This window comes from Pseudoalteromonas sp. S1609, from assembly GCF_005887255.1.
In the GTDB taxonomy this organism is placed as follows: domain Bacteria; phylum Pseudomonadota; class Gammaproteobacteria; order Enterobacterales; family Alteromonadaceae; genus Pseudoalteromonas.
This window is the reverse complement of sequence record NZ_PNDJ01000186.1, coordinates 1-333: the sequence shown is the minus strand read 5'-3', so window position 1 is coordinate 333 and position 333 is coordinate 1. Positions and strand designations below refer to the sequence as shown.

The 333-nt window shown below is 42.6% G+C and carries 1 pseudogene; it reads right to left on the bottom strand.

The annotated features are described in order from the left end of the window. Nucleotides 1-65 precede the first annotated feature (65 nt). Nucleotides 66-333, bottom strand: a pseudogene (locus CWB76_RS19360) (malate synthase G); the annotation flags it as partial.

Here is a 333-nt window from a genome sequence, read left to right as displayed (position 1 = left end):
TTAACCTTGAAAGGTCAACAGACCCTATTAAAGCTGATTTTTTTGTTTTTAGGTTAAGTGTTAAGTTAGTGCTGTGCTTTATATTTTAAGCGGTAGCTATGCAGTAGTGGCTCAGTGTAACCGCTAGGTTGGCTAACACCTTCAAATACTAGTGCCGAAGCCGCTTGGTAGGCAATGCTGTTAGCTAATGTTTGCTCATTAGTAGCCATGGGGGTGTAAAGGCTGTCATGTTCATTTTGGCCATCAACAACCTTAGCCATTTTTGCCATCACTTTTTGTACTTGCTCTTTACTGCACACGCCATGATGCAGCCAGTTGGCGATATGCTGGCTT